Genomic DNA, 22,568 nt, shown 5'->3' with positions numbered 1-22,568 from the left:
TCTCCTGAAGGAACGTTGAAGACGACGACGTTGATAGGCCGGGTGTGTAAGCGCAGCGATGCGTTGAGCTAACCGGTACTAATGAACCGTGAGGCTTAACCTTACAACGCCGAAGATGTTTTGGCGGATTGAGAAGACAACAATTTTCAGCTCAGATTCAGAGTCCGAAGGATTTTACGCTGAGACAAGGCGGCAAACGCAGCGACGGAAGGAGCATACAGAAGTATGTGACTGACGCTCGCAAGAGCAGCCAACGCCGTATCAGTGTAAAAGACACAGGACAGAGCACAAAGAATTTGCCTGGCGGCCGTAGCGCGGTGGTCCCACCTGACCCCATGCCGAACTCAGAAGTGAAACGCCGTAGCGCCGATGGTAGTGTGGGGTCTCCCCATGCGAGAGTAGGGAACTGCCAGGCATCAAATTTAGTGTGCTGATATGGCTCAGTTGGTAGAGCGCACCCTTGGTAAGGGTGAGGTCCCCAGTTCGACTCTGGGTATCAGCACCACTTAATACGGTTAAAGTTCGGTATTTGAAAAAGAATTTGTCTGGCGGCAGTAGCGCGGTGGTCCCACCTGACCCCATGCCGAACTCAGAAGTGAAACGCCGTAGCGCCGATGGTAGTGTGGGGTCTCCCCATGCGAGAGTAGGGAACTGCCAGACATCAAATAAAACAAAAGGCTCAGTCGAAAGACTGGGCCTTTTGTTTTATCTGTTGTTTGTCGGTGAGTACTCTCCTGAGGAGGACAAATCCGCCGGGAGCGGATTTGAACGTTGCGCAGCAACGGCCCGGAGGGTGGCGGGCAGGACGCCCGCCATAAACTGCCAGACATCAAATAAAGCAAAAGGCTCAATCGAAAGATTGGGCCTTTTTGCATTTATCTCTCTATGGAAAAAGTTATCGGTTAATGGCGCCGACGCGTTTTAAACATCTTCGTAGAGTGGATAAAAACCGTTTTAGTAAACGTGATTTCCCGCCATATATCCGCCTGAACCATCGAATGTGAACCGTGCTGAAGTAGATGTACAAACGGCTTTTACTTACGCCTCTAATAAGCAATAGAGATATTCGCTGAGGACTAAGAATCTGGCCCATTAGGCTATTTTATTTGCCAGTTTGGCCCTGGGGCAGTGCTCAAAATCCTCATGTATTACGTGTATGCTCCGGTTTATATCCAGACTGTCTGTAATAATTACGCCTAATGACCACGCTCTAAGTCTTACTTTACTATATAAAGCCTGTTTGTAATGCGGCTTACGATGCTATCAAGCTACAATTTTGTCTGCATCGGACAAGAAATAGAATAAATACCATCGGGATGGGCGAGTAAGAAAAGAGAGCGTTTTATCGTGTTAACTTTCGGGGGATAGGCTGAATAGATTACGTCGCTGAGTATCCTTACGACCTTTATATTATTACTGAAAGCGCGGCATTGCCGCGCCTGCATGTATCATTTAGAAAGCGCAATGATACCCATCGTCAACCCTGCTACCGCCGCAGCGCCGCCAGCAATAGCGCCTGCTGTCTCCCAGTTATCCTGCGTAGTACCTTTCATACATGTATTGGTATGAACCAGCCGCCCTTGATCGTCATAAACCGGTACGCAGGGAGAATCATGTGCACAACCTGCCAATAAGGTGGTAAGCAATGCAACTGGAATTAGTCTTTTCATGGTGTTACCTCATTAATCAGCGTTTCGCGAAGTACAGCAACGTAAATGCTGGCTCTAACCGCTGCGAAAACGAGAGTTATTTTACCACCACAGAAAAAATGGCCGACATGAGGAATCATCTCAATTCATGTGAATTGTAAAAACTATGGAGAATGCAGAGGTAAGCGGAGAGGGGGGAATAGCGGAGATAAAGACGTACCGTTTAAAAAGGCGTCCGAAGACGCCTCTGTTTACCGGTTAATCATGATGGCGATTAAATCGGCGTTTTACAACAACGAAGAATACTGGCACGAAGAAGATAGCTAATAAGGTTGCGGTTAACATTCCCCCCATAACCCCTGTGCCTACTGCGTTCTGTGCACCACTACCTGCGCCACGACTGATAACTAACGGCATTACCCCGAGAATAAAGGCCAGCGAGGTCATTAGAATAGGACGTAAACGCATACGGGATGCTTCCAGCGTCGCTTCAATCAATCCACGTCCTTCTTTTTCCATGAGATCTTTGGCGAACTCGACAATCAGGATGGCGTTTTTAGCAGAAAGGCCAATAGTGGTTAACAAGCCAACCTGGAAGTAAACGTCATTGTTCAGACCGCGCAATGACGCTGCAAGCAGAGCGCCAACCACGCCGAGCGGTACGACCAGCATTACCGAGAACGGAATTGACCAGCTTTCATACAGAGCGGCAAGGCAGAGGAAAACGACAATGAGTGAGATTGCGTACAGCGCCGGCGCCTGGTTACCTGACAACCGTTCCTGATACGACATACCTGTCCAGTCATAGCCAATACCGTTTGGCAGCTGTGAAGCCAGGTTTTCCATTAACGACATGGCTTCACCGGTACTTCGTCCGGGCGCTGCTTCACCGAGCAGTTCCATTGACGGCATCCCGTTATAGCGTTCCAGGCGTGGCGAACCATAAATCCACCGTGCTGAGCTAAAGGTAGAGAAGGGCACCATCTCGCCATTGGCGCTGCGTACATAAAGATTGTTGATATCTCCCGGCAGCATACGGAACTGAGCGTCAGCCTGAACGTATACTTTTTTCACTCGTCCGCGATCGATAAAGTCGTTAACGTAATAGCCGCCCAACGCCGCGGAGATGGTTTCGTTGATATCAGACAGCGAAACACCGAGCGCCTGCGCTTTTTCTTGATCGACATCCAGCTTGAACTGTGGCGTGTCTTCGAGCCCGTTCGGGCGTACGCGCACTAATAGATCAGGATGCTTCGCGACCATACCCAGGAGTTGATTACGCGCTTTCGTTAACGCATCGTGACCGAGCCCTCCCTGATCAATCAGTTCAAAGTCGAAACCTGTCGCGGTACCTAACTCGACAATTGCCGGCATGTTGAAGGGGAACACCAACCCGTCGCGAATCTGGCTGAAGGCGCGTGTCGCTCTGGCGATAACGGCTTCGACGCTATTTTCTTCACCGTTACGCTCTTCCCAGGGTTTAAGGCTAACAAATGCCATCCCTGAGTTTTGTCCCTGACCGCTAAAGCTAAAGCCGTTTACGGTAAACACGCTTTCGACGTTCGCTTTTTCATTATTCAGGTAGTAATGAGTGACTTGATCCAGCACTTTCTGCGTACGTTCTTGCGTAGCGCCAGAGGGGAGCTGAATCATGGTCAGGAATACCCCCTGATCTTCTTCCGGCAGGAAGGAGGTCGGGAGGCGTAAAAACAGAACCGCCATTCCGACTACAATAAGCAGATAGATAATGAGATAGCGACCCGTATTACGCACGATGCCGCTTACGCTGTTAGTATAGTGGTTAACGCTGTGGTCAAACCTGGTATTGAACCAGCCAAAGAAGCCGCTTTTTTTCTCGTGATGTTCAGCAGATACGGGTTTAAGCAGCGTAGCGCACAGTGCTGGCGTCAGAATCAACGCAACCAGAACGGATAGCGCCATTGCTGAAACAATAGTAATAGAGAACTGGCGATAAATTGCCCCGGTCGAGCCGCCAAAAAAGGCCATCGGGATAAATACCGCAGACAGTACCATCGCGATACCAACCAGCGCTCCCTGAATCTGCGACATGGATTTTTCCGTCGCCTCTCGGGGAGAAAGGTTATCCTCCATCATTACACGTTCAACGTTTTCTACGACCACTATCGCATCGTCAACCAACAGCCCTATCGCCAGTACCATACCAAACATCGTCAGAGTATTGATGGAATAGCCAAAGGCGGCGAGTACCGCAAAAGTGCCTAGCAACACGACAGGAACAGCGATGGTAGGAATCAGGGTTGCCCGGATATTCTGTAAGAACAGATACATTACCAGGAACACCAGAATAATCGCTTCAAACAGCGTTTTTACCACTTCGTGGATAGATATTTTTACGAAGGGCGTTGTGTCATAAGGATAAACCACCTTCATTCCCTGAGGGAAGAAAGGCTGCAGTTCCGCCAGTTTCGCTTTGATTGCGGTTGCGGTATCCAGCGCGTTAGCGCCGGTCGCCAGTTTAATACCGAGACCGGAGGCCGGTTTACCGTTAATGCGCGCTACAACGTTATAGTTTTCACCGCCAAGCTCAATACGCGCGACATCTTTGAGATGGACGACAGAACCGTCGGTATTGACACGCAACGTAACTTTGCCGAACTCTTCCGGATCTTTCAGACGCGTTTGGGCGATGATTGAGGCGTTAAGCTGCTGGCCCGGTAATGCTGGCGTACCGCCCAGTTGGCCTGCCGCAATCTGGTCGTTCTGTACTTTTAACTGGTTGATGACGTCAACTGGCGTGAGCTGGTATTTATTTAGCAGATTCGCATCCAGCCAGATACGCATGGCGTACTGTGCGCCAAATAGCTGAACGTCGCCCACACCATTAAGACGGCTGATAGAATCCTTAATGTTAGAGGCGACATAGTCAGAGATGTCGTCCTGGGTAGTGTTCGGATTATCCGAGACGAACCCGGCGACCATCAAAAAGCTGCTGCTGGACTTTTCAACGCTAATCCCCTGCTGCTGGACTTCTTGCGGCAGTAAAGGCGTGGCGAGCTGCAATTTATTTTGCACCTGAACCTGCGCGATATCCGGATCGGTTCCGGACTGGAAGGTCAGGGTGATGGTCACGCTACCAGCAGAGTCGCTGGTAGAGGACATATACATCAGGTTATCGATACCGTTCATATTTTGTTCGATAACCTGAGTAACCGTATCCTGTACCGTCTGCGCATCCGCGCCAGGATAGGTTGCAGAAATAGAAACCGCTGGCGGCGCAATGGTTGGATACTGTGCAACGGGAAGTTGCATTATTGCCAGTGCGCCAGCCATCATCAGGATAATGGCCAGAACCCAGGCGAAAATAGGACGTCTAATAAAAAAGTTTGCCATGTACGGTTACCTTATTGCGCCGTTTTCGCTGCAGGAGCATCGGTAGTGGCTTTCACCTGGACGCCCGGTCGCGCTTTTTGTAAGCCGCTGACGATGACCTTATCGCCCGGTTTTAACCCTTCGCTGATGAGCCATTTATCGCCAATAGCCTGCGCCGCCACGACATTGCGGGCTTCGACCTGGCTTTTATCGTTAACCACCATCACCATTGCGTCGCCGCGCGGCGTGCGGGTTACGCCCTGCTGGGGGACAAGGATGGCATTGGGCTGGACGCCTTCATCAATGCGGGCGCGAACAAACATACCGGGAAGCAGACTGTGTTGCGGGTTAGGGAACACCGCCCTGAGCGTGATAGAGCCGGTGCTTTCATCTACGGTAACGTCGGAAAATTGCAGCGTGCCTTTAATCGGGTAGACCTGACCATTTTCCATTACCAGTTGAACCGTGCTACTGGCGCTGTCTTTATGCAGGTTACCTTGTTCGACGGATTGCTTGAGTCGCATAAAGTCGTTGCTTGATTGCGTCACGTCGACATAAATCGGATCGAGTTGTTGCACGGTAGCCAGTTCAGTTGACTGACCATTAGTCACCAGCGCGCCTTCAGTCACATTAGATTTTCCTATACGGCCGCTGATGGGTGAGGTGACTTTGGTATACGCAAGGTTAATACGCGCGCTTTCAACAGCGGCTTTTGCCGCCACAACGGCGGCATCGGCCTGGCGGGCGTCGGCAATCGCCTGATCATATTCCTGTTGGCTGATATATTTTGTGCCGACCAGTGGAACATAGCGTTTGACCGTCAGGTGCGCGATAGCCGCAGCCGCTTCGCTTTTAGCAAGTTCGCCTTTAGCGCTGTCATAATCGGCCTGATAAGTGGCAGGATCGATCTGATAAAGCGACTGTCCGGCCTCTACATCGCTACCTTCGGTGAAGTTTCTTTTAAGCACGATCCCGCTCACCTGGGGGCGAACCTCCGCAATGCGAAATGCGGACGTACGTCCGGGAAGTTCGGTCGTTACGGCTAGCGGCGCTGTTTCGACCACATGGACGGTGACTTGCGGCTCGCCGGCATGAGCCTGGGTATCTCCCTGGTCATTACAACCGGCCAGCAGCGCAGCAGAGAATATGATGAATGAGGGCAGGAGTGAAAACCTGGCATGTTTCGTCATTACTGTTCCTTAAAAAACCGAAAGCTCGTTATTCACCGGATAACGGTAAGGCGTTAACGCGCGAAAAATAGAATAGCAGTGGGGTATCCTACAAATTATTAGCTTGTGATGTAAGCAATACTTATTTTGGGATGGGGTTCACGGCACATAAAAGCAAAAAAAAAGAACTATTCCCTGTCGTTTCATAATGTCCCGATTAGTAAAATCATGATGTTGAATAACATAAATAGAAATATATATTTTATATGAATATGTTTTATTAATTTATTTGTTTTTATTATTGATTTGGCGATATTGTGCGAAATAAAAATAGCTGTCTCTCGTCTGACTAAAAAGGACATGGTAAAGTTGTTTTTTGTGCTGAGTATTTTATCAGCGTATTTATCGTTTTTATGGTCCAGGATATCTTAATTATGGCGAAGAAAACGAAGGCGGATGCGCTTAAAACGCGGCAACACTTGATTGAAACCGCTATTGCGCAGTTCGCTTTGCGCGGCGTTGCCAACACGACGCTGAATGATATCGCTGATGCCGCTGATGTCACGCGGGGCGCCATCTACTGGCACTTTGAGAATAAAACGCAGTTGTTTAATGAGGTTTGGTTACAGCAACCACCTTTACGCGAACTTATTCAGGATAGGCTTACGGGATGCTGGAATGATAATCCTTTACAGGATCTACGAGAGAAATTTATTGCAGCCTTACAATATATTGCGGCAGTGCCTCGTCAGCAGGCATTAATGCAGATTTTATATCATAAATGTGAATTCCATAATGGTATGATATCGGAACAGGCCATTCGGGAGAAGATGGGTTTCCATCATCAGTCGCTGCTTGAAGTATTACAGCGATGTATGGATAAAAAGCTGATCTCAGGCAGTCTTGATCTGGATGTCATATTAATTATTCTGCATGGTAGTTTTAGCGGAATAGTAAAGAACTGGTTAATGAATCCCACAAGTTATGATCTTTATAAGCAGGCGCCTGCATTAGTCGATAATGTATTAAAAATGCTAAGCCCGGATGGCAGTGTGAGGCAATTAATGCCAAATGAACAACAGGCGGAAGAAGCCTGAGATTATTTTGAGTTGATATTATATATTTACCTTGTGAATATATTGGCAGGGTCCCGAATATCGCGAGCAATTTCCTCTGCCGTACGCGGCTTGCCAAGCAGGAACCCCTGAAGCGTATGGCATCCTAACTGGGTCAAAAATTGTTGCTGCGTTTCATTTTCTACCCCTTCTGCCACAATTTGCAGATTTAACGCTTTCGCCAGCGCGACAATAGCCGCAACAATGGTCGCGCCGTCGCCTGCCTCGCTGAGTTCATGTACGAAAGCGCGATCAATTTTTAGTTCGCACGCCGGAAGACGTTTCAGATAGAGAAGGCTGGAATAACCGGTGCCAAAGTCGTCAATAGAGGCCTTAACCCCCATTTCCGTTAATCTGGTGAGTATAGCGACGCTTTGCTCTGGCTTGTTCATCGCCGTGGTTTCGGTGATTTCCAGAATCAATAAATCGGGACGGATACTGTGTCGGGCCAGGCTCCGCGTAATGGTGTCCACAAGCCCGGGCTGCTCAAATTGTAAGGCGGACAGATTTACCGCCACTGACCATAAGGCGTATCCCTGTAAGTGCCACTCGCGGAGCTGTCGACACGCCTCGTCTATCACCCAGCTACCGATAGTGACGATAAGACCCGTTTTTTCCGCCAGCGGTAAAAACTGGTCAGGATTCAGTACGCCTTGTTTTGGATGATACCAGCGCAACAGGGCCTCAAATCCTACAATGGGGCCGGCAGGGGCCTGAAATTTAGGCTGATACACTAGCCTGAGTTCTTGTCTTTCCAGCGCCAGCCACAGGTCATTCATTAGCTGAAGTTGGGTTTGCGCCAGCATATTCATTGATGGCTGAAAGAAATGGTATCCGTTACGCCCCGTATGTTTCGTGTGGTACATTGCGGCATCGGCGTTGAACATCAGTTCCCGTTCGTTTTTTCCGTCCAGCGGATAGAGCGCTATTCCCACGCTAAGGGTGACGACCAGTTCGTACGGATCTATCGTAAAGGGCGCATCTATCGAATGTACCAGCGCGCTGGCAAGGGAAGCCGCTTCGTCAGGCGCGCTGACTTCTGCAAGCAGCACAAATTCGTCGCCGCCAATCCGCGCCAGGGTAAACTGCCCGCTCAGTGGTTGGTTCAGACGATGCGTGACCGCCACCAGTAGCTTATCGCCGATATCATGACCATAAGCGTCATTAACGGCTTTAAAGCCATCCAGATCCATAAACAGTAGCGCGAAAGACGTGCCTTCCCGATTCGCTTTGCTGATGGCCTGTTCCAGACGATCCTCAAGAAGTACCCGGTTTGGTAAACGGGTGAGCGTATCATGCAGCGCCAACTGCGCCAGTTCCTGGTTCGCCTGCGCCAGCGAAGAGGCAAGTAGTGCGGTACGGGCCTGAAGCCGGGCGTCAAATAAAGAAACCAGCAGAGTAATACCCAGGATAGTCAGCGCGACCACGCTGACAAGAACAGCCAGCCAGTTGCTATCGACGCCACGATGCTCCATCGGCCAGTTTTGGGGAAAGTGTGCGGCCTTCATGCCGGCGTAATGCATGCCGGCGATAGCTATCCCCATTAATACCGCGGCGCCTGCTCGCCTCAGGGCGACATCTGTTCCCTCATGACGCAGGCGGAACGTGAGCCACAGCGCGGCGCAGGACGCCAGTAGCGCGATAATGATAAAGAGGGCAACCCACGCGCTATTCCAGACGATAATGGAAGCAAATTGCAGCGCCGCCATCCCGGTATAATGCATTGCGCTGATGCCCAGTCCCATCACCAGCGCGCCCGGTAGTAAACGGCGCAGGCGCAGTTTTTCAGCGCTAACCAGCCATAGCGCAAACAGGGAGGAGCCGATCGCGATCAGCATGGAGAGGCCGGTGAGGAACGGATCGAAGCGCATGTTCATCGCGTGATCCATCGCCAGCATCCCGACAAAATGCATCGCCCAAATACCGACGCCCAGCGCGAAGCCGCCGCCCATTAGCCATATTCTGGCGTTTGATCGGGCGCTTCCGGCTACGCGTCCGGCCATATTTAATGCGGTATAGGACGCAAAAATAGCGACAGCAAATGAAACCGCCACAAGGATGTGGTTGTACTCACTAACCGGCATGTATCATTAGCTCATTGGTTATGCAGGAAAAGAACAGGACGAGACAGTATCACCCCTTCTTTTATCCTCAACGTGTTTTAATTCCCTGTTTTTATAAGGGATAAAAGAAATCCGGGTGATAAATAATCATAGGTTAAATCGCCCGGTTCGCTACTCCAGATCGGTACAATTGATCAATTTAAGAGGGTTAACCGAATCCATGTTTCGGCACTTATCCTGTTCAGTCGCCATCAATTCGATCCATTGCATCAAAAGCGCATCAAAAAGAAAAACGGAGACGGCAAAAACAACCAGCCACCAATACTTACGTATCATCGTCAAATCCTGTGTATTCATGTCCATGCGTGCTGGGAATATACATGAAATTTTGACGCTGAAAAGCGGACTTACAATGCTTTTACTTCTCTGAAGATAGCGCGTTTATCCCGACATTTCGCTGCTTTTTGGACAGGTTTTGTGTTTTTCTCTTTTTGACTTTTGCAAGTTCATTTTCTGAATAATGCGAAGTGACGCTCAATCTTCTGAGCCCCATTTTTACGTACTCATTATTGAGTTCAATACCGATAAACTTACGACCTGACGCCGCTGCGACAGCGCCTGTGGTGAAACTGCCCGCGAAAGGGTCCAATACGGTATCGCTCGGGTTAGAAGAGGCCAGTATGATCCGTTTTAACAGCGCGCTGGGCTTTTGCGTAGGATGGTTTTCATATTCATCCATCAGATAACGTACGCGAGGAAATGACCAGACGTTGCCCGGCACTTTTTTCTGATTGTATGGTTGGGGCGGGTTTTTTCGATAATCGATTAGCGCGCGCTTAGCGCCCGTAGTGGTTTCGACCAGAATCGCGTCACGATTAAAGGTATAGCTTTTCGGGTTCTTTACCATCATCAGGATCGGTTCATACATAGAACCAAAGTATTTTTTCGCCTGCACCCCGGAACTATCATAGGACCAGACGATACGGCTTTTGATGGTAAAAAGCGTTCGGCATTTGAGATCGATATACGGCATATTTTCTGTGCTATTCATGATGTACATGGTGCCGTGTTTCTTCAGTACGCGGTGGCACTCATCAATGCATTCATACAGCCAGGCCAGAAAAGACGCTTCGTCCCAGGATTCCACCATACCGTCGAAATCTTTTCCGATATTGTAAGGCGGATCGGCAAAAATTAAGTCAATGCTTTCAGAAGGCAGTTTTTTAAGTTCTGTTAGCGCGTCACCGTGAATAATCTTCTTCGATTCATCGCCAAAGTACTGAGGTTCACATTCCGCTTTCATGACCAAATTCCATGTGATGCGTATAAAAAAGGCGCTTCCCCATGCCGAGTAGCGCCTTTTTAAACAAGCAGTTAGCTAATCGAAATTAGTTCATGCCGTATTTTTTTAATTTTTTACGCAGCGTACCACGGTTGATGCCCATCATCAGAGCAGCACGGGTCTGGTTACCACGGGTGTATTGCATCACCATGTCCAACAGGGGCTGTTCTACTTCAGCCAGTACCAGCTCATACAGGTCATTAACGTCCTGACCATTCAGTTGAGCAAAATAGTTCTTCAGTGCCTGTTTAACCGAGTCACGCAGGGGTTTTTGGGTTACCTGATCCTGAGAGTTAACGGTAGAAACGGTCAGTACGTCAGAATTTACGCGTTGTTCGAACATAGTTCTGTCAGCTCTTTATTTCTGTTTACGCAAAATTTTCGAAGTATGCCTCCAACGCCTCCAGCTGTTCGCTGGCGTCCTCAATAGCGTTGAATGTGCGCCGAAACTGGTCGTCTGGAGCGTGCTCCTGGAGATACCAGGAGACGTGTTTACGCGCGATTCGGTACCCTTTTGCCTGACCGTAAAAGTCATGCAGTTCCCGAACATGCGTGCAAAGCAAGCGCTTTACCTCTGCCAGCGGCAGCGGCGGAAGCAGCTCCCCAGTGTCCAGATAATGCTGGATTTCCCGAAAGATCCAGGGTCTTCCCTGAGCTGCGCGGCCTATCATCAGGGCATCCGCCCCTGTATAGTCGAGAACAGCTCTGGCTTTATGCGGGTTAGTAATGTCGCCATTCGCGATAATCGGAATGGAAACTTTCTGCTTAACTGCCCGAATACTGTCGTATTCAGCTTCTCCGTTGAACAAACAGGCGCGGGTGCGGCCATGGATGGTCAGAGCCTGAATACCACAATCTTCAGCCAGTTGGGCAATCTCTACGCAGTTACGGTGTTCCGGCGCCCAGCCGGTGCGAATCTTGAGAGTCACAGGAACGTCCACTGCGTTTACGACCCCGATGAGTATAGACTTCACTAAATCCGGGTACTGCAAGAGGGCTGAACCTGCCAGCTTACGATTCACTTTCTTCGCCGGGCACCCCATATTGATATCAATAATCTGGGCGCCGCTTTCCACGTTAATACGTGCGGCATCGGCCATCTCAACAGGATCGCTACCGGCAATTTGCACCGTGCGAATTCCTGGCTCATCAACGTGCACCATCCGTAAACGAGATTTATCGCTTTCCCACACTTGCGGGTTAGAAGACATCATCTCGGATACTGTCAATCCTGCTCCCATCTCATAGCACAGCGTCCGGAAAGGTCTGTCAGTAATGCCAGCCATGGGCGCTGCGATCAGGCGATTTCTGAGCTGATATTGTCCGATGCGCATGAGTTAAGAAATGACCATACTGTGACTGCAAGGCGGCGTATATTACGCATTTTTTGCACGAGATGAAAGGCCAAACTTTGAACAATCCACTGTTGTAGATCAATGAATCGTGCTTAAAAACAGCAAAATAAATTTATAATTCAGTAAAATCATAGGGTTATTTATTGTCGGCGGTTTTGTACGCGCTTACAAATTCCCGTAACTTCTCTCTATTTCTTCGTCCAGAAACAAGATAAGCGGAATAATCTGCTTTTTTTATAAGCTAATTACCCCAAATGAATGGGATCGCCGTCTCGTTTCAGGACAAGATCACTTCCCGCTGCGCGTGATTTTTCTCCATTGTCAGTCGGAAGGGGGCGCACAGACGCGCTTTTGTGTTCATGAACGGCACGGATAAATTTTTCCAGCTGCGTTGAAGAGAGGGTTAGCGGATGCAGCAGAACAACCCGGACAGCATTACTAAGCACGAGGACGATGGCTGCGACCCGTTAAAACGCCAGTACCTTTTGTCCGCTGGTAGCAGCTGTTTATCCAGATGGATAGTGACAAAGAGGTCATTTCAGGCATTTATTTGATGAATTTAATGATGTCTCGGTGACAGAAAGGTGTTCAGGCAGTTGTGTGGAGAAAAGCGTGGCCGGGCGACCACGCTGACAAGAATTATTTTTTACGGCCAGTAATGCGGCACCACTCTTCTTTTTCGACGACCGGGTCGAGAGTGAAAAGCTCGGCGTAAGCATCACAGACGCTTTCCGCCTGGCTGGCGAGAATACCTGAAAGCCCCAGCAGACCGCCCTCAACGGGCAGTACGCTGATTAACGGGGCCAGTTCGCGTAATGGGCCTGCCAGGATGTTAGCGACGACCACGTCGGCTTTCATGGCTTCTGGCTGGTCTTTCGGCAGGTACAGCTCCAGCCGATCAGACACGCCGTTGCGTTCGGCATTATCGCGGCTGGCCTGAATAGCTTGCGGATCGATATCAATACCAATCGCCTTTGCTGCTCCCAGCTTCAGCGCGGCAATCGCCAGAATGCCTGAACCGCAGCCAAAGTCGATCACGGTTTTGCCGTTGAGATCGAGCCCGTCCAGCCATTGCAGACATAAAGAGGTGGTGGGGTGCGTACCCGTACCGAACGCCAGTCCCGGGTCGAGCATCACGTTGACGGCATTCTCGTCCGGAATGTCACGCCAGCTGGGACAAATCCACAGACGCTCGCCAAAACGCATCGGATGGAAATTATCCATCCATTCGCGTTCCCAGTCTTTATCTTCCAGTTGTTCGATTTTATGGGCAAATCCGGCACCCAGCAGCGGATGTTGCTCCAGAATCGCGACAACGTCTTTCATGTCGGTTTCGGCGTCGAACAGACCGATCACATCGGTATCGCCCCACAGACGGGTTTCGCCCGGCAACGGCTCAAAAACCGGCGTATCGTGCGTATCCTGAAAGGTAATGGAAACGGCGCCCGCTTCCATCAGCGCATCACTCAGCTCTTCAGCATTCGCGCCGGTGGTATTCAGTTTCAATTGGATCCATGGCATGGCAAAACTCTTTATTTATCAGTAGACAATACGGTGGCTTGCGAAGCGGAAGAGCCGAATCGGTTTCCGATCAGAAAAGCCAATAAACTTAACAGTAACGCGGGCACAATCGGATGAAAGCCCAGGTACTGAATATTAAATGTGGCAAGCAGGGCATATAGCACGCCGCCCACGATCATGGCGCTTAATGCGCCTGCCGCGTTTGCCCGCTCCCAGTAAAGACCCAATACCAGCGGCCATAAGAACACCGCTTCCAGGCCGCCAAACGCCAGCAGGTTGAGCCAAATGATCATCTCTGGCGGTTTCCATGCTGCCAGCAGCAACAGCGCGCCTAGCAGTAATGTAATCGCTGCCGACATACGCTTCAGCCGGATCTCATTTTGCATCTGATCGGGGCGCAGGTTGAGATAGAGATCTTTAATGATCGTCGCGGAACTTTGCAGCAGTTGGGCGTTAATTGTTGACATGATCGCCGCCATTGGCGCAGCGAGGAAGATCCCGGCGGCAAACGGCGGCAAAACTTTCACCATTAGCGTTGGGATCACCAGATCCGGCACCGTCAGATCCGGAAGCACCGCGCGACCCAGCGCGCCGGCAAGGTGCATCCCGAACATTAAAATCGCCACGACAATCGTACCGATAATAATGCCCCGGTGTACCGCTTTACTGTCTTTATAGGAGATGCAGCGCACCGCCGTATGCGGCAGGCCAATCACACCAAAACAGACCAGTACCCAAAAAGAGGTCATAAAGGCGGGAGAAAGTATGTCATCGGCGCCCTGCGGCGTTACCAGTTTGGGGTCGAGAGCGTGCAGCGTGTCAACGGCCTGACTTAGACCGCCCGCCGCATGCACCACGCCCACCAGCAGCACTATCGTGCCGACCAGCATCACCAGGCCCTGTAGCGTATCGTTAAGTACGCTGGCGCGAAAGCCGCCAAACGCCGTATAGAGTGCGATACTGACGCCAAATATTAGCAGGCCGGTTTCGTAGGGAATTCCCGCCGCGGTTTCCAGCAGTCGCGCGCCGCCGATAAATTGTACGGTCATTGCGCCAATAAACGCGACCAATAAACTCAGGCTTGCCAACCACACCAGCAGGCGGCTTTGGTAACGCGCGAATAGCATATCGTTAAGCGTGACGGCATTATAGCGACGCGCCAGGATAGCGAATTTTTTACCCAGAATACCCAGTGAAAGCCAGACGGCGGGAAGCTGGATCATCGCCAGCAAGACCCAGCCCAGACCGTATTTATAAGCCGCGCCGGGACCGCCGATAAATGAACTGGCGCTAATATAGGTGGCGGTAAGCGTCATCGCGAGCACGATCCCGCCCATCGAACGGCTGCCAAGAAAATATTCGTTTAAAAAAGTGCCGGCGGTACGCTTGCGCATAGCGTAAATCGAGACCCCGAAGACCACGATCAGATAGGCTACCAGCGGTAGAATGACCTCAAGCTGCATCGTCATCCTCCAGCGAAATATCGCGATAAATGAATTTCACCATCGCCCAGCACAGCAAAATAAAGACCAGCGGCGTCAATAAGCAGGCCATTTCGAACCAGTGCGGCAGACCGGTAATTCCCGGCGAGTCTCCAGGTAAGTAAGCAGCCACTAACCATGCCGCCAGATAGCAAAGGGTCAGCCACAGCGCCCAGCGCGCCTCTTTATGGGCCTGAACAAAACGAGCGTCCATTTTTTGTCCCTTATGGGTGAAGAAAGCGGGAATTGTACATGATGGGGCATCGCTATCCCCAGAAATAAAAAAGGCCGGATTCACCGGCCTTTTGAGATTAACGTGCGATTACTTTTCCTGAAGACCGAGTTTTTTCTCCAGATAGTGGATGTTGGTTCCACCGTGCTGGAAGTGCTCGTCATTCATGATGCGGGTCTGCAGATCGATATTGGTTTTGATACCATCGATAATCAGTTCCTGCAGGGCATTTTTCATACGGGCAATCGCCACGTCGCGGTTTTCACCGTAGCAGATGAGCTTGCCGATCATGGAATCATAGTACGGCGGCACCGTGTAGCCCGCGTAGATATGAGATTCCCAGCGAACGCCAAAGCCGCCAGGCGCATGGAAGCGCGTGATTTTGCCAGGGCTTGGCAGGAAGGTGTTCGGATCTTCGGCATTGATACGGCATTCTACCGCATGGCCTCGAACGACAACTTCGTCCTGTGTGATCGACAGCGGCTGACCCGCCGCGATGCGCAACTGCTCTTTGATCAAATCGACGCCGGTAATCATTTCAGTCACCGGGTGTTCAACCTGAATACGGGTGTTCATTTCGATGAAATAGAACTCGCCGTTTTCGAACAGGAATTCGAACGTCCCTGCGCCGCGATAGCCGATGTCTACGCACGCTTTCGCGCAGCGTTCGCCGATATAGCGACGCAGTTCCGGCGTAATGCCTGGCGCCGGGGCTTCTTCAACCACTTTCTGGTGGCGACGCTGCATGGAACAGTCGCGTTCCGCCAGATAGATAGCGTTGCCCTGGCCGTCCGCCAGCACCTGAATTTCGATGTGGCGTGGATTTTCCAGGTATTTTTCCATGTATACCATGTCGTTGCTGAAAGCCGCTTTCGCTTCCGCTTTGGTCATGGAGATGGACTGCGCCAGTTCAGCATCGCTACGAACCACGCGCATACCGCGGCCGCCGCCGCCGCCGGACGCTTTGATGATCACCGGATAGCCAATACGTTTGGCATGAGCGCGGTTCGCATTCATATCGTCGCCCAGCGGGCCGTCAGATCCTGGTACGGTCGGCACGCCCGCTTTTTTCATCGCGGTAATCGCGGACACTTTATCACCCATCAGGCGGATGGTGTCCGCTTTCGGGCCGATAAAGATAAAGCCGGAGCGTTCAACCTGCTCGGCAAAATTGGCGTTCTCAGAAAGGAAGCCGTAACCCGGGTGGATTGCCACCGCGCCGGTGATTTCAGCGGCGCTAATGATAGCCGGGATGTTCAGATAACTTTTTACGGACGGTGCCGGGCCAATACAGACCGTCTCATCCGCCAGCAATACGTGTTTTAAATCGCGATCCGCGCTTGAGTGCACAGCGACGGTCTTGATGCCGAGTTCTTTACAGGCTCGAAGAATACGTAGTGCGATCTCGCCGCGGTTGGCGATGACAATTTTATCCAACATGTTCGCCTCGTTACTCGATGACGACCAGTGGCTCGTCAAATTCTACCGGTTGACCACTTTCGACCAGAATCGCTTTCACAGTACCTGCTTTGTCTGCTTCGATCTGGTTCATCATTTTCATGGCTTCAACGATGCACAGGGTATCGCCCACGTTCACTTTCTGGCCCACTTCGATGAACGCTTTCGCGTCCGGGCTTGGGGTGCGGTAGAAAGTACCAACCATTGGGGAGCGTACGATGTGACCACTGATTTCCGCTGCGGCAGGCGCTTCCATTGCTGGAGTAGCCGCTGGCGCGACAGCGTTAGACAGAGCGGGTTGCTGCATCATCGGCGCCGCATAAGCCTGCTGCATCACCGGAAAACCGGCGTTTGCCGTTGTGCGGCTGATGCGAACAGATTCTTCGCCTTCAGAAATTTCCAGTTCGGAGATACCTGATTCTTCAACCAGCTCGATCAGTTTTTTAATCTTACGAATATCCATGAGTGGGTTCCGTACTCTTTGTTTAGTGTGATTGTGACAGGCGTTTTAGCGCCGTCTGTAAAGCATGTGAATGACTGCCGCGGGTAAAATACCGCGCATCTTTGATTTGCCTGTTATGCCGTAGCACCCGAAGGTGAAATTCATGATTTGCCAGTCATTGTGTGGCTATCTTCTGCCATTTTCGGGCAAAAAACAAAATATACCTTCATTGCTCGATTGTCACCCTTTCTGCGAACGAAAATCGCCGTTGGGCAATGTAAAGTCGCACATTATAACTATTTCGTCGCAATTGGCAGCTAAATACTGGTCTTATCAGGGAAGATAATCAACCCGAAACATAAAAAGGACATTACCTGTTTTGCGTTTTGCAATCGACCGCACAGTTCACCAAACTAGCGCCACCACTGGCGAAACTTCCGGTAACGCAACGCTAAAAGGGCTAACGCTAATGCCGCGTAGATGACCGGTTGCGGTGATAAAATCTTTACCGACCACAGGTAATGTATGGGAGCCAGGATCGCGACAAGATAGACGACGTTATGCAGTGTTTGCCAGCGTTTGCCCAATTTACGCTGCGCAAATTGCGTTGAGGTCAACGTCAGCGCCAATAACACCAGCCAGCTAATGATCCCAAGCGTCAAATAAGGGCGTGAAATCAACTCGCTTCCTAACAACGCCAGGTTATGTATCCCCAGTTCCAGTAAGGCATAGCTGGTTAAATGCAGCGTAGCCCAAACGAAACACCATAATCCTAACAGGCGGCGTGTGCGTATCAATAATGGCTGTTTAGCGTAGCGCGCCAGCGGTGAAACCAGCAAGGTGGCGAGCAAAAATTTGAGCGCGGTTCTGCCGGTAAAGTGTTGGATATCCTTTACCGGGTCTGCGCTGAGTCCACCGTGATTTATCGCCCAAAAGAGCCACAGAAGCGGCAAAAAACCGGCAAGATGCAGACAAACTTTTAGCCAGGTTATCTGTTTTGCTGTCAGACGCACTTAAAAATTCTCCCGCAAATTGAGACCGCGATACAGCGAAGCGACTTCATTGGCATAGCCGTTAAACAGCAGCGTCGGCTGCCTTTGCACATCAAGGATACCGCCTGAACCAATAAAGCGTTCGGTAGCCTGAGACCAGCGTGGATGATCCACATGCGGGTTCACATTGGCATAAAAACCATATTCGTTGGGAGCCGACAAATTCCAGGTGGTTGGCGGACGTTCGCGGGTGAGTTTAATGCTGACAATAGATTTAATACCTTTAAAACCATACTTCCATGGAACGATAAGTCGAATGGGCGCGCCGTTTTGCGGGGGTAACGCCTTACCATAGACGCCAACGGTCATCAGAGTCAGCGGATGCATGGCTTCGTCCAGACGTAGCCCTTCGACATAAGGGTATTTCAGCCCGCCGCCAATAAAGCGATCTTTCTGTCCTGGCATATCATCCGGCGCGTATAGCGTTTCGAATGCCACATATTTAGCGTGGCTGGTGGGCTGTGCCTGCGCGAGTAGCTTATATAAAGGGAAACCAATCCACGGTACGACCATGGACCACGCTTCGACGCAGCGCATTCGATAGATACGCTCTTCTAATGGGAAACGATGTGTTAAATCGTCGTAATCCAGCGTAAATGGCTTCGCGACTTCCCCGCTGATTTTCAACGTCCACGGTTCGGTTTTCAGACTTCCGGCATTGGCCGCCGGGTCGGCTTTATCAAGGCCAAACTCATAGAAATTGTTGTAGCCCGTCACCTTATCTTCCGGCGTTAACGCTAAATCGCTTCGCCAGGCGGCAGGCTGACTAAACTCAAGCGGTTTACCGGCAGGCGCTTTCGGACGATCGTTGCCTTTAAACCAACTGAAGAGATCGGCCTGCGCCGTTGAGGGTAAGGATAAGGCGGCCGCGCTGATGCCTAATGCTTTTAGCACCTGTCGGCGCTGCATAAAAAAAGCCGATTCCGCAGTCACATCGGCTTCTGTTAATGGACGTATCTTTTTCATCACAGACTCCCGGTCTACCCACCACAACATGGCGTGTAGTGAATATGACAGGGAGTGTGTCAATGTGTAAAAATAAATAGTTAATTAAGTGTAAATTTTTTTATACGTGACGTTATTTTATCTTCACCAGCGTACGGCCCTGAACCTGATTATTGATGATGGCATCGGCGAACTTCGGCGCATCCGCCAGCGTAATCTCTGTGGCGGCCTGAGCATAGAACGATTCCGGCAGATCCTTAACCAAACGCGCCCAGGCTTCTGCGCGACGTGCCGGTGGGGTCATCACCGAGTCCACCCCTTGCAAACGCACATTACGCAGAATGAATGGCATAACGGTGGTCGGCAGCGCGAAGCCGCCCGCCAGGCCGCAGGCGGCCACGCAACCGCCATAGTTCATCTGTGCCAGCACTTTCGCCAGCACTTTATCGCCAACGGTATCAATTGCACCGGCCCACAGCTGTTTTTCCAACGGGCGAGATTCAGCAAACTCATCGCGGCTGAGAATACGGTTAGCTCCCAGGCTCTTAAGATAGCCGTGGGTGCTTTCACGTCCTGATACTGCTGCAACCTGATAGCCCAGCTTATGCAGTAATGCAACGGCAGTGCTGCCCACGCCGCCGCTGGCGCCGGTGACGACAACCTCACCGTCTTGCGGGCGAATACCTGCATCTTCAAGCGCCATGACGCACAGCATGGCGGTAAAACCGGCGGTGCCGATGATCATGGCGTTACGGCTGCTCAGTCCCGCAGGCAGCGCGACCAGCCAGTCGCCTTTAACGCGTGCGCGTTCGGCCAGGCCGCCCCAGTGGTTTTCGCCCACGCCCCAGCCAGTCAGTAGTACTTCCTGGCCTGCATGAAAGCGAGGATCTTCGCTTGCGTGAACGGTGCCGGCGAAATCAATACCAGGAATCATCGGAAAATGACGGATAATTTTCCCTTTTCCGGTGATAGCCAGAGCATCTTTATAATTCAGGCTGGACCAGTGGACATCCACCGTCACATCACCTGCCGGCAGTTGACTCTCTTCGAGATGTTGCACGGATGCGAGGGTTTTACCGTCCTGCTGTTCTAAGATCAACGCCTGCATAACCTGTCCTCACTTTACATGGTAGATTGGAAAAATAGCTACGAAGACTATACTCGCTAATTAAAACGTGATGCCGATGCAACGCAATAAATTGCCAGATAGATCCATTTTGGTAGTATGCCTGCTTCATTGCGCGCCGTGGCGAATTCCGCCTTCAGATTCGCTTTTTCATACTGTTTATAACCGTCGGAGTTAACTCAAGGATGCGATTAACGACGAAATTCTCAGCTTTTATCACGCTGCTCACGGGGTTAACGATCTTCGTGACTCTGATAGGTTGCTCGCTAAGCTTTTATAACGCCGTACAGTATAAGTATGTCAGCCGTGTGCAGGCGACGGCGACAGCCATTGATACGCACCTGGTGACCCATGATATTGTCTCGCTGACGCCGCAAATCGACGAACTCATGATCGCTTCCGATATTGTGCGTGTCGATCTGTTGCAGGGGGAGCGCAGCGTCTACAGCCATTCTCGTGCCAGAGGTTATCGGCCAGCCGGCACCAGCGACATGTATCGCGAGCTGGTCGTACCGCTGATAAAACATCCAGGAATGTCGCTACGTCTGGTTTATCAGGACCCGATGGGTAATTATTTTCACTCACTGATCACCACGGCGCCGCTGACGCTGGCGATCGGTTTTATCGTTCTGATTTTGTTTTTATCGGTGCGCTGGCTGCAGCGGCAGCTTTCCGGGCAGGAGCTTCTGGAAATTCGCTCAACGCGTATTCTGAACGGCGAACGCGGGGCGAATGTCCGCGGTTCTGTTTACGAATGGCCAGCGCGCACCAGTAGCGCGCTTGATGTATTGCTTTCCGAAATTCAGTTTGCTCACGAACAGCGTAGTCGCCTGGACACCCTCATTCGCTCCTACGCCGCGCAGGACACCAAAACCGGGCTCGGTAACCGTCTGTTCTTTGATAACCAACTGGCGACGCTGCTGGAAGATCAGGAAAAAGTGGGAGTGCATGGCGTGGTGATGATGATCCGCTTGCCAGATTTCAATCTTCTGCGCGACAGCCTGGGAGGCAATCAGGCGGAAGAGCAGATGTTTATGCTTATCAATCTGCTATCGACATTTATTATGCGTTACCCAGGCTCGCTGCTGGCGCGTTATCACCGCAGCGACTTTGCCGTGCTGCTACCGCATCGAACGCTGAAAGAAGCGGAAAGTATTGCCGGACAACTTTTAAAAGCTGTCGATGCGCTACCGGCTAACAAAATGCTCGATCGTGACGATATGGTACATATCGGCATTTGCGCCTGGCGCAGCGGACAGTCCACCGAGCAGGTGATGGAACATGCTGAAGCCGCGGCGCGGAATGCCGCCCTGCAGGGGGGAAATAGCTGGGCTATCTACGACGACACTCTGCCGGAAAAAGGGCGCGGCAATGTGCGCTGGCGCACATTGATTGAGCAGATGCTGAACCGGGGCGGACCGCGACTTTATCAAAAACCAGCGGTCACGCGAGAAGGTCGCGTACATCATCGGGAATTGATGTGTCGCATCTATGACGGTAAAGAAGAGGTGAGCTCGGCGGAGTATATGCCGATGGTGTTGCAATTTGGTTTATCGGAAGAGTATGACAGATTACAAATTAGCCGCCTGATTACGTTGCTGGGCTACTGGCCGGATGAAAATCTGGCAATGCAGTTGACGGTTGAGTCGCTGATTCGTCCGCGTTTTCAGCGCTGGTTGCGCGATACGTTAATGCAGTGTGAAAAATCACAGCGAAATCGCATAATTATTGAACTTGCGGAGGCAGATGTTTGTCAACACATCAGCCGGTTACAACCCATCCTTCGCTTAGTTAATGCGCTTGGCGTTCGGGTGGCGGTGACACAGGCGGGTTTGACGCTGGTTAGCACGAGCTGGATTAAAGCGCTCAATGTGGAATTACTCAAGCTGCATCCGAGTCTGGTCAGAAACATTGAGAAGCGAACGGAAAACCAGCTTCTGGTTCAAAGTCTGGTAGAGGCCTGCGCGGGTACGCCTACGCAGGTTTACGCGACGGGCGTCCGTTCGCGCGGCGAGTGGCAGACGCTGACAAAACGCGGCGTGGCTGGCGGGCAGGGTGATTTTTTTGCCTCCTCCCAACTACTTGACACAAACGTGAAAAAATATTCGCAAAGATACTCGGTTTAACCTGCCGTTTAATTTGTTTTCACGTAGAATAACGCGCGCTGCGCCTCATGGGGGTGTGCTTGTCTGCTCGCCAGATTGTTGCAGCAAATATGCAGGTGAATGACCTTTGACAGGTTGCAAACGAAGGCGAGGATTGCTGCT

General features: G+C 51.1%; 18 protein-coding genes, 1 tRNA gene and 3 rRNA genes. 6 read left to right on the top strand and 16 right to left on the bottom strand.

The features are described from left to right. From ABVN36_RS06780 to rrf (ABVN36_RS06765), 4 genes are all read left to right on the top strand, one after another. Positions 1–103, top strand: a 23S ribosomal RNA gene (locus ABVN36_RS06780); the annotation flags it as partial. A gap of 196 nt (positions 104–299) precedes the next feature. Beyond that, positions 300–415: ribosomal RNA gene (gene rrf, locus ABVN36_RS06775) — 5S ribosomal RNA — on the top strand. A gap of 14 nt (positions 416–429) precedes the next feature. Further along, a tRNA-Thr gene (locus tag ABVN36_RS06770) sits at positions 430–505 on the top strand. Between the two features lie 39 nt (positions 506–544). Next, positions 545–660 (top strand): 5S ribosomal RNA (gene rrf, locus ABVN36_RS06765). A 788-nt stretch (positions 661–1,448) separates the two neighbouring features. On the opposite strand, the gene ABVN36_RS06760 is transcribed toward rrf (ABVN36_RS06765), so the two are convergent. The 3 genes from ABVN36_RS06760 to ABVN36_RS06750 form a co-directional block, all read right to left on the bottom strand. Continuing rightward, positions 1,449–1,670 carry a membrane protein gene (locus ABVN36_RS06760; RefSeq protein ID WP_000825645.1) on the bottom strand — a complete coding sequence of 74 codons (222 nt, stop codon included), beginning with the start codon at positions 1,668–1,670 and terminating at the stop codon, positions 1,449–1,451. 237 nt (positions 1,671–1,907) lie between these two features. Beyond that, positions 1,908–5,021, bottom strand: a complete 3,114-nt coding sequence (locus ABVN36_RS06755; RefSeq protein ID WP_001273283.1) for an efflux RND transporter permease subunit — start codon at positions 5,019–5,021, stop codon at positions 1,908–1,910. A gap of 11 nt (positions 5,022–5,032) precedes the next feature. Further along, on the bottom strand, positions 5,033–6,190 hold the full coding sequence (locus ABVN36_RS06750; RefSeq protein WP_000160383.1) for an efflux RND transporter periplasmic adaptor subunit: 1,158 nt from the start codon (positions 6,188–6,190) through the stop codon (positions 5,033–5,035). Between the two features lie 413 nt (positions 6,191–6,603). Here ABVN36_RS06750 and envR point away from each other — a divergent pair, with 413 nt between their 5' ends. Continuing rightward, positions 6,604–7,266 (top strand): acrEF/envCD operon transcriptional regulator, encoded by a 663-nt coding sequence (gene envR / locus ABVN36_RS06745; protein WP_001085725.1) that lies wholly within the window; start codon positions 6,604–6,606, stop codon positions 7,264–7,266. 26 nt (positions 7,267–7,292) lie between these two features. Here envR and ABVN36_RS06740 read toward each other — a convergent pair whose 3' ends face one another. The 13 genes from ABVN36_RS06740 to ABVN36_RS06680 all read right to left on the bottom strand — a co-directional run bounded on the left by ABVN36_RS06740 (position 7,293) and on the right by ABVN36_RS06680 (position 20,283). After that, positions 7,293–9,368, bottom strand: a complete 2,076-nt coding sequence (locus ABVN36_RS06740; protein ID WP_033903555.1) for a bifunctional diguanylate cyclase/phosphodiesterase — start codon at positions 9,366–9,368, stop codon at positions 7,293–7,295. Positions 9,369–9,518: 150 nt separating this feature from the next. Next, the gene (locus ABVN36_RS06735; protein ID WP_000620015.1) at positions 9,519–9,683 is read right to left on the bottom strand and encodes a DUF2556 family protein; all 165 of its coding nucleotides are present in this window, start codon (positions 9,681–9,683) and stop codon (positions 9,519–9,521) included. Between the two features lie 82 nt (positions 9,684–9,765). Further along, on the bottom strand, positions 9,766–10,650 hold the full coding sequence (gene yhdJ / locus ABVN36_RS06730; RefSeq protein WP_000642611.1) for an adenine-specific DNA-methyltransferase: 885 nt from the start codon (positions 10,648–10,650) through the stop codon (positions 9,766–9,768). A gap of 85 nt (positions 10,651–10,735) precedes the next feature. Then, positions 10,736–11,032, bottom strand: coding sequence for a DNA-binding transcriptional regulator Fis (fis, locus tag ABVN36_RS06725; RefSeq protein WP_000462905.1), 297 nt, complete (start codon positions 11,030–11,032; stop codon positions 10,736–10,738). A 25-nt stretch (positions 11,033–11,057) separates the two neighbouring features. Beyond that, positions 11,058–12,023: a tRNA dihydrouridine synthase DusB gene (gene dusB, locus ABVN36_RS06720; RefSeq protein ID WP_001219664.1), complete on the bottom strand. Its 966-nt coding sequence runs from the start codon at positions 12,021–12,023 to the stop codon at positions 11,058–11,060. A gap of 660 nt (positions 12,024–12,683) precedes the next feature. Continuing rightward, entirely contained in the window at positions 12,684–13,565 is an 882-nt protein-coding gene (gene prmA / locus ABVN36_RS06715; RefSeq protein WP_001145849.1) for a 50S ribosomal protein L11 methyltransferase, read from the bottom strand. Between the two features lie 11 nt (positions 13,566–13,576). Further along, on the bottom strand, positions 13,577–15,028 hold the full coding sequence (gene panF, locus ABVN36_RS06710; protein ID WP_001175684.1) for a sodium/pantothenate symporter: 1,452 nt from the start codon (positions 15,026–15,028) through the stop codon (positions 13,577–13,579). Then, positions 15,018–15,260, bottom strand: coding sequence for a YhdT family protein (locus ABVN36_RS06705; protein ID WP_000340018.1), 243 nt, complete (start codon positions 15,258–15,260; stop codon positions 15,018–15,020). The genes panF and ABVN36_RS06705 overlap by 11 nt, the downstream gene beginning before the upstream one ends. A gap of 108 nt (positions 15,261–15,368) precedes the next feature. Then, entirely contained in the window at positions 15,369–16,718 is a 1,350-nt protein-coding gene (gene accC, locus ABVN36_RS06700; protein ID WP_000884627.1) for an acetyl-CoA carboxylase biotin carboxylase subunit, read from the bottom strand. A 10-nt stretch (positions 16,719–16,728) separates the two neighbouring features. Next, positions 16,729–17,199: an acetyl-CoA carboxylase biotin carboxyl carrier protein gene (gene accB / locus ABVN36_RS06695; RefSeq protein ID WP_000354626.1), complete on the bottom strand. Its 471-nt coding sequence runs from the start codon at positions 17,197–17,199 to the stop codon at positions 16,729–16,731. Positions 17,200–17,591: 392 nt separating this feature from the next. Beyond that, positions 17,592–18,191 (bottom strand): protein-methionine-sulfoxide reductase heme-binding subunit MsrQ, encoded by a 600-nt coding sequence (gene msrQ / locus ABVN36_RS06690; RefSeq protein ID WP_001240053.1) that lies wholly within the window; start codon positions 18,189–18,191, stop codon positions 17,592–17,594. Further along, complete coding sequence (msrP, locus tag ABVN36_RS06685; protein WP_000723876.1) at positions 18,192–19,196, bottom strand: protein-methionine-sulfoxide reductase catalytic subunit MsrP; 1,005 nt, start codon at positions 19,194–19,196, stop codon at positions 18,192–18,194. It lies immediately after the preceding gene. A gap of 112 nt (positions 19,197–19,308) precedes the next feature. After that, positions 19,309–20,283 carry an MDR family oxidoreductase gene (locus tag ABVN36_RS06680; RefSeq protein ID WP_001148246.1) on the bottom strand — a complete coding sequence of 325 codons (975 nt, stop codon included), beginning with the start codon at positions 20,281–20,283 and terminating at the stop codon, positions 19,309–19,311. A 203-nt stretch (positions 20,284–20,486) separates the two neighbouring features. Between ABVN36_RS06680 and csrD the strand changes: the two genes are divergently transcribed. Beyond that, positions 20,487–22,427, top strand: coding sequence for an RNase E specificity factor CsrD (gene csrD / locus ABVN36_RS06675; protein ID WP_001241381.1), 1,941 nt, complete (start codon positions 20,487–20,489; stop codon positions 22,425–22,427). Positions 22,428–22,568 lie beyond the last annotated feature (141 nt).

It is taken from the genome of Salmonella sp. SJTUF15581, assembly GCF_043356775.1.
GTDB classification, from domain to species: domain Bacteria; phylum Pseudomonadota; class Gammaproteobacteria; order Enterobacterales; family Enterobacteriaceae; genus Salmonella; species Salmonella enterica.
Note: the sequence above shows the minus strand (reverse complement) of the source record. Positions and strands in the feature narration are given on the sequence as shown.